The sequence below is a fragment of the Propionicimonas sp. genome, from assembly GCF_047606205.1.
GTDB lineage: Bacteria > Actinomycetota > Actinomycetes > Propionibacteriales > Propionibacteriaceae > Propionicimonas.
In genome coordinates this window covers 1-7,181 of sequence record NZ_JASGES010000150.1, presented here as the reverse complement: position 1 = coordinate 7,181, position 7,181 = coordinate 1, and the positions used below count along the sequence as shown (strand labels likewise).

The 7,181-nt window shown below is 71.2% G+C and carries 8 protein-coding genes; 7 read left to right on the top strand and 1 reads right to left on the bottom strand.

The features are described 5' to 3' along the window. The first annotated feature begins 293 nt into the window (after window positions 1-293). Window positions 294-1,652: a DUF222 domain-containing protein gene (locus QM633_RS09565; RefSeq protein WP_415153527.1), complete on the top strand. Its 1,359-nt coding sequence runs from the start codon at window positions 294-296 to the stop codon at window positions 1,650-1,652. A 102-nt stretch (window positions 1,653-1,754) separates the two neighbouring features. Here the strand turns inward: QM633_RS09565 and QM633_RS09560 are convergent, their stop codons facing one another. Then, window positions 1,755-2,201, bottom strand: a complete 447-nt coding sequence (locus QM633_RS09560; RefSeq protein WP_415153526.1) for a hypothetical protein — start codon at window positions 2,199-2,201, stop codon at window positions 1,755-1,757. Window positions 2,202-2,394: 193 nt separating this feature from the next. Between QM633_RS09560 and QM633_RS09555 the strand changes: the two genes are divergently transcribed. The 6 genes from QM633_RS09555 to QM633_RS09530 all read left to right on the top strand — a co-directional run. Continuing rightward, on the top strand, window positions 2,395-2,589 hold the full coding sequence (locus tag QM633_RS09555) for a hypothetical protein (RefSeq protein ID WP_415153525.1): 195 nt from the start codon (window positions 2,395-2,397) through the stop codon (window positions 2,587-2,589). A gap of 93 nt (window positions 2,590-2,682) precedes the next feature. Next, window positions 2,683-3,051: a PadR family transcriptional regulator gene (locus tag QM633_RS09550; protein WP_415153524.1), complete on the top strand. Its 369-nt coding sequence runs from the start codon at window positions 2,683-2,685 to the stop codon at window positions 3,049-3,051. Then, window positions 3,048-4,391, top strand: a complete 1,344-nt coding sequence (locus tag QM633_RS09545; protein WP_415153523.1) for a permease prefix domain 1-containing protein — start codon at window positions 3,048-3,050, stop codon at window positions 4,389-4,391. Before QM633_RS09550 ends, QM633_RS09545 begins: the two co-directional genes overlap by 4 nt. Window positions 4,392-4,661: 270 nt before the next feature. Next, the gene (locus QM633_RS09540; RefSeq protein WP_415153522.1) at window positions 4,662-5,786 is read left to right on the top strand and encodes a thiamine pyrophosphate-dependent dehydrogenase E1 component subunit alpha; all 1,125 of its coding nucleotides are present in this window, start codon (window positions 4,662-4,664) and stop codon (window positions 5,784-5,786) included. Then, window positions 5,786-6,805, top strand: coding sequence for an alpha-ketoacid dehydrogenase subunit beta (locus tag QM633_RS09535; protein ID WP_415153521.1), 1,020 nt, complete (start codon window positions 5,786-5,788; stop codon window positions 6,803-6,805). Before QM633_RS09540 ends, QM633_RS09535 begins: the two co-directional genes overlap by 1 nt. Before the next feature lie 9 nt (window positions 6,806-6,814). Continuing rightward, window positions 6,815-7,181: biotin/lipoyl-containing protein (locus QM633_RS09530; RefSeq protein ID WP_415153520.1), on the top strand; the 367-nt coding region annotated here is incomplete at its 3' end.

Genomic DNA, 7,181 nt, shown 5'->3' with positions numbered 1-7,181 from the left:
TCGGTGTGCTGGTGCTCGCCGCACTGGCCGTCCAGGCGGTCTGGTCGTGGCTGTTCTTCACTGGCCGCTGGGCCAGCTGAGGGAGGCGGCGACCCGGCCACGCGCCGGGGATGTCTTGGGTCGGCCCCTCGACCAGCGGACCGGCGGGAGTCCGGGTGCAAGGCCGGGACGGGTGCCGTGCCCCGTTTCATCGAACACCTGAGCTATTCGAGTGGCTGTTCCGCACTCTGGCCTGCGGTTACAGAAGCCGCCTTGGTCGGCGAAATGTCAGTGGCGGGTGGTTGGCTGGAGGCATGGAGAGAATCGACGGGCCGGTGTCGACCAGCGAGGCGCTGGCCGGTATCGGGGCGCTGCTCGACGCGGTCGACGCGCCCGCTCGTGCTCTGGCCACGGACACCGATCGGCTCGCGCTGCTGCAGGCGGCGGTGCAGGTGGCCGGCCGGTGCACCGCGCTCGCCCAGGCCCTGGCCGGCGAAGTGGTGCAGACCGAGGCCGCCGAGCACGCCCACGGCACCGGGGCTGCGACCTGGCTGGCCGACAGCACCCGGCTCACCCGCAGAGAGGCGTCCGCGCTGTTGTTCGCCGGACGCGACCTGGCCGCCCTCGACCGGCTGCGTGCGGCCTGCCTCGCCGGCTCGGTGCTGCCCCAGCAGGCCCGGGCGATCAGCCGCGTCCTGTCCGACCTTCCCGACGATCTGCCCGCGACCTCGCTCGCCCAGGCCGAAGACGTGATGGTGGGCTACGCCGGCCAGTTCAACTCCGCCGAGCTCGCCACCCTCTCCCGACGGCTGCTGGACGTGCTCGCGCCCGGGGTGGCCGACGCCGTCGAGGCGGAACGACTCGAACGCGAGCACGAGCTCGCGATCCGCAACCGGCACCTGCAGTTCCACAACGACGGTCACGGCACCACCGAGTTCCGCGGATCACTGCCCACGGTGGACGCGGACCTGCTGATTCGCATCGTCGACGCCCACGCCGCCCAGCAGAAGCGGGCGCTGGAGGCGATCGACCCCCACCAGTCACTGCCCAGCCGCGGCCAGCGCCGCGCCGACGGGCTGATGGCCCTGGTGCACGCGCACTCCCGGCAGGCGCTCGCGCCCAACCACGGCGGCGACCGGCCGCGGGTGGTCGTGCTGCTGGACTACGACCAGCTCCGCCAACGGTGTATCGACGCCCACCTGATCGGCGCGGACGTGGCCGTCGCGCCGTCGGTGCTGCGCCGGCTCGCCTGCGACGCCGACCTGCTGCCGGTCGTGCTGGGCGGAGAATCCGAACCGCTCGACGTCGGACGCAGCCAACGCCTGGTCACCGGGCCGATCCGGGCCGCCCTCGAAGCCAGGGACCGCGGCTGCGCCTTCCCTGGCTGCGACAAACCACCCGACGACTGCCATGCCCACCACATCAAGCCCTGGTGGGATGGCGGCGAAACGGCTCTGCGCAACCTTGTCCTGGTCTGTCCGCACCATCACGGCATCGTCGAACCCGGCCGACCCGGCCAAGGCCCGGGCTCCCGACACCGCTGGCAGATCCGCCTGCGCGCGAACGGGCTGCCCGAGGTTGTCCCACCCCGCTACGTCGACCGAGACCAACGACCGCGCCAGCACAGCCGCTACCAACGTAGAAGACTGCGTACCGGAAACCCCGACGGGTGAACGCACAGCCCCCCGAGAACTCCCCGGGCGGTCACCGCCGCGTCGTCCGCGACGCCGGGCCGTTGGGGCGCTGGGGTGGGGATCGAGGGCGACCCGACCCCCCTACGCCTCGGGCAGCAGCACGGTCCGGACGAGCTCCTCCGCCCGCGGGCGGAAGGCGTCCAGCGAAGCCGCGTCCACGGCGTAGAGCAGAACGAAGAACACGTGCTCTTCGCCCCCGCTGTCGACGTCGGCGAGGTAGAGGTCCTGCACGTTGTCGCCCTCGATCGCCCAGAAGTTCGAGCCCCAGTGCGCCGGATCGGTGAAGAACGCGGCGCACCGCGGGTTGGACGGGCAGTCGTCCCAGGCGAAGTCCGCCGTCTCGGAGACCCCAATAGTGAGGCGGGTTCCCGGGTAGCCCGGGATCAGCTCGGCCGGCGAGGGCGGACCGACCACGGCGAAGTCCGGGTTGGTAGTGAGCCACGCGACCAAGTCCTTCACGGACGTGCCGACGTCCGGGAGCCGGCGTCCGACATGGCCGGCCCTGTGGTTGCTCTCGACCGCCGCCATGTCTTTCCAGAAGTAGACCGCCAGGGAGTCGCCGGCGTCGGCGGGATGGAGCGACAGTTCGCTGGACGCCGCCGGGCTGGATCTCGCACTGGGTTCGACCCGACTCGCCTATCCCGACCCCGCGGCCTTCCTGCAGACCATGCTCGGGTCGGACGTTCCGGCAAGCTGGCTACCACCCGGGGTCAGCGAGGCCGTGGCGTCCCTGAACGAGATCCGGGGAGCCGCGCGCGCGGATGCCGCCGTTGTGCTGGCGGGCCAACTGGCCGACCAGACCCCCGTGGCGGTGTACGGCACGGCCGTGATGGGGGAGCTGACCGCCGGCCTCGACTGCCCCGATCGTGGTGACGCCGGCTTCGGCATCGACCTGGTGACCTGCGAGGTCGGCTGACGTCCGTCGATCCGTGCCAAGGCTGGATACCTTGAACTGCCAGGTATGCGCGCATACATTGAACTGCAAGGTATTCAATCTGCGAGGAGGGTCATGCGGATCGGGAAGGACCTGGTCGCCGCGGCGGCGACGCCGATCGTGCTGGGCATCCTGGCCGAGGGGGAGTCCTACGGCTACGCGATCCTGCAGCGGGTCGGCGAGCTCTCCGGCGGCGAGCTCGCCTGGAGCGACGGCATGCTCTACCCCTTGTTGCACCGGCTGGAACGGCTGGGGCAGGTCGAGTCGCGCTGGGTGGACGCGCCGTCGGGCCGGCGTCGCAAGCACTACCGGCTCAGCGCGACGGGGGAGGCCGCGTTCGCCGACCAGCGTCGGCAGTGGGCTGTCGTGACCGGCACCCTGCGCCGCGTCTGGGCCGACGGCACCCGTCCCGGCCCGGCTCTTGCGGACGGAGTCGGCGCGTGACGGACTCCACGGACACCCAACTCGCCCAGTGGCGCCGCTACCTCGCCGCCGACCGGAGTCTTGCCACCGCCGACCTCGACGAGCTCGAGAGTCATCTGCGCGACCGGATCGACGACCTGGAAGCCGTCGGGTTGAGCGATGAGGAGGCCTTCCTGATCGCCGTTCGCCGGCTCGGCCGGGTCGACGAGCTGTCTCGCGAGTACGCGCGCGAGCACTCCGAGCGGCTGTGGAAGCAACTCGTGCTCGGCGGCGACCCGGCGGCGGCGTCGACCAGCAGCGGAGCCGTCGCGGTCGCCTTCGCGGTCCTCGCGGCGTTCGTGGTCAAGCTGCCGTGGCTTCTCGGCGCGCCGGCCGACGTCGGCCTGCGCAACGCCCCCCTCCTGCTGCTGGGTGTGCTCGCCGCCTACTTCCTCGTCCGCGCCGGCGGCCCGCGCCCGTCGGTGGCGATCGCGGTGGTCGGCTTCGCCGGCGCGGCCGCCCTGGTGAACGGCTACCCGCTGGACCCGGGCTCCGACACACTCGTGCTCACCGTCCTGCACATCACGGCCGCGCTCTGGCTGATCGTCGGTGTCACCTACGTCGAGGGACGCTGGCGCTCGGGACGCGCGCGGATGGACCTGATCCGGTTCACCGGGGAGTGGGTGATCTACCTGGCCCTGATCGCGCTCGGCGGCGCCGTCCTGACCGCGCTCACCCTGGGTGTGTTCGCCGCGATCGGCATGGACGCGGGCAGCTTCGTCGTCGACTGGCTGCTGCCCTGCGGCGCCGCCGGCGCGACGGTGGTGGCGGCCTGGCTCGCGGACGCGAAGAAGTCCGTCATCGAGAACATGGCTCCGGTGTTGACCGCGGTGTTCTCGCCGCTGTTCACCGCCATGCTCGCCGCGTTCGTCGTCGCCGCTGCCGTCCAGGGCGCCGCCGGGGTGTCGCTGCTCGACACCCACCGCGAAGTGCTGATCGTCTTCGACGCCACGCTGATCGTCGTCCTGGCTCTGCTGCTGTACACGATCTCGGCGCGGGAGGCGTCCACCCGGGCCCGCTGGTTCGACGCCCTCCAGTTGGCGATGATCCTCGCCGCCCTCGTCGTCGACCTGCTGGTCCTCTCGGCGATGGTTGGACGGATCGGCGTCTTCGGCGCGAGCCCCAACAAGGTCGCATCGCTCGGACTGAACGTGCTCCTGCTGGTGAACCTCGCCGGCGCCGGCTGGTTGCAGCTGGGCTTCCTGCGCGGCCGGCGCACCCATGGCGTCCTCGAGCGCTGGCAGACCGCCTATCTGCCGGTCTACTTCGTCTGGTGTGTTGTCGTCGCGGCCGTCCTGCCCCCGCTGTTCGGCTTCGCCTGAGCGGTCCCGCTCCAGGACCGGCACGCGGGGCGTGAGGGCCTCCCGTGGCGGAGGGTGACGCGATCCGGCCGCGATGGCCCGCAGGTGGGACGGTACGCGAGGGGCGGGACGCGCAGAGTGGCCAGAACGCGACGGCGCCACTCGGAGATGGCGGCGCCGTCGGAAGAGGGACCTGCTCGGCTTCGATGCAGCACTTCTCCCGATTGACACCTATGGTTACGTAACCGTAGGTTAAGTGCCTGCTGGTGCCCCTTTCGAGCAGGAGTTCCCTTGACCGAGCCCACAGGCACGAATCGCGAACCGTCGGTAGCCGACGTACCCGTCCAGCTCCTCGATGCTGATGGACACCGGGTCGACCACCCCGACTTCTCCTTCACAGGGCCCGATGCCGAGATCGCCGCCCACCTGCGCGACATGGTGCTCACCCGGCGCATCGACACCGAGGCCACCGCACTGCAGCGCAAGGGCGAACTGGGGCTGTGGCCGCCGTCGCTGGGCCACGAGGCCGCGCACATCGGCTCGGTGCGAGCAACCCGCGATCCCGACCTGCTGATCCCGTACTACCGCGAACACGGGGTCGCCTGGTGCCTGGGCGTCGACCCGGTCGACATCCTGTCGACCTTCCGCGGCACCGGGATGATGGACTGGCCGTCCCGCCCGGACAACCTCCACATCTACTCGTTCGTGATCGGCACCCAGACCCTGCACGCCGTCGGCATGGCGATGGCGCTGCAGCGCGACGGGCTGGTCGGCAACGACGACCCGGCGGCGAACGGGGCGGCGATCGTCTATTTCGGCGACGGCTCGATCAGCCAGGGGGACGTGAACGAGGCGTTCGTCTTCGCCGCCTCCTGCGACGCTCCGGTGGTCTTCTTCTGCGAGAACAACCAGTACGCGATCAGCGAGCCCACCAGCCTGCAGTCGCGCGTCCCGCTCTATCGCCGCGCGCAGGGCTTCGGCTTCCCCGGCATCCGTGTGGACGGCAATGACGTCCTCGCGGTCCAGGCCGTGACCGCCTGGGCGCTCGACCATGCCCGCCGTGGGCTGGGTCCGGTGCTCATCGAGGCTTACACCTACCGCATGGGCGCCCACACCACCTCCGACGATCCCACCAAGTACCGCGTCGACGCGGAGGTTGAGGAGTGGCTGGCCAAGGACCCGATCCAGCGGGTGCGGGCCTACCTGTGGGAGCGGGGTGCGATCGACCAGGCCTGGCTGGACGCGCTCTCCGCCGAGTCCGACGCCCTCGCCGAGCGCCTGCGCGCGGAATGCGTCGCCCTTCCGGAGCCCGAGTTGGCCGACTACTTCGGCCTGGTTCACGCCCGCACGCCCGACCACCTGCTCGCCCAGCGCGAGGCCTACCTCGCCTACGAATCGTCCTTCGAGGAGGCCTGATGAGCACGCAGACCGAGGCCACGCCCGCCGTCGAGCAGGCGACGAAGACGCTCACCATGGTCAAGGCGATCAACGCCGGCCTGCGCCGAGCGCTCGCCGAGAACCCCAAGGTGCTGCTCGCCGGCGAGGACATCGGCCCGCTCGGCGGGGTGTTCCGCGCGACCGAGGGACTGCAGGCCGAATTCGGCCGGGACCGGGTGATCGACTCCCCGCTCGCCGAGTCCGGCATCGTGGGGACGGCCATCGGCCTGGCGTTGCGCGGCTACCGCCCGGTCGTCGAGATCCAGTTCGACGGGTTCGTCTTCCCCGCGTTCGACCAGATCGTCACCCAGGTGGCCAAGATGCGATTCCGGTCGCACGGACGCCTCGGCGTCCCGATGGTGATCCGGATCCCCTACGCCGGGGGGATCGGGGCGATCGAACACCACAGCGAGTCCCCCGAGGCCTACTTCGCGCACACCCCGGGTCTGAAGGTGGTCACACCGGCCACCTCGTCGGACGCGTACTGGATGATCCAGCAGGCGATCGCGGACGACGACCCGGTGATCTTCCTCGAGCCCAAGCGGCGCTACCACGAGAAGGGCGAGGTGGACACCTCCGCCGCGTCCGCGCTCGACCTCTACTCCGCTCGGGTGGCGAAGCCCGGCACGGACGCCACGTTGATCGCGTACGGGCCGATGGTGCGCACCTGCCTGGACGCGGCGGCGGCCGCCGCCCAGGATGGCCGCAACCTGGAGGTGATCGACCTCCGCTCGCTCTCCCCGCTGGACGACACCGTCGTGCTCGCGTCGGTGCGTCGCACCGGGCACGCCGTCGTCGTCCACGAGGCGCCGGGGACGCTCGGTCTCGGCGCGGAGCTCGCCGCGCGGATCCAGGAGCAGTGCTTCTACGACCTGCAGGCGCCCGTCCTTCGGGTCACGGGTTACGACCTGCCCTACCCGCCGAGCCGGGTGGAGGACCGCTACCTTCCCGATCTCGACCGCGTGCTCGACGCCGTCGACCGCTCGCTGGCCTACTGAGGAGCGCCGATGCACGAGTTCAAGCTGCCCGACCCCGGTGAGGGCCTGCTGGAGGCCGACATCGTCTCCTGGAAGGTCGCGGTCGGCGACACCGTCGCAGTGAACGACGTGCTGGTCGAGATCGAGACGGCCAAGTCGCTCGTCGAACTGCCCTCGCCCTACGCGGGGGTGATCGCGGAGATCCTGGTCCCCGAGGGGCGCACGGTCGACGTGGGCACCCCGATCATCCGGATCGCCGAGAGCGCGGACGAGGCCGCCGCGCCCGCCGCCGCGCCGGCGTCCGCTCCCGAACCCGCCGCACCGGCAGCCGAAGCTGGCCGGGAACCGTTCCTCGTCGGGTACGGAGCCCGGTCGGGTGCGGTGAGCAGGCGCCAGC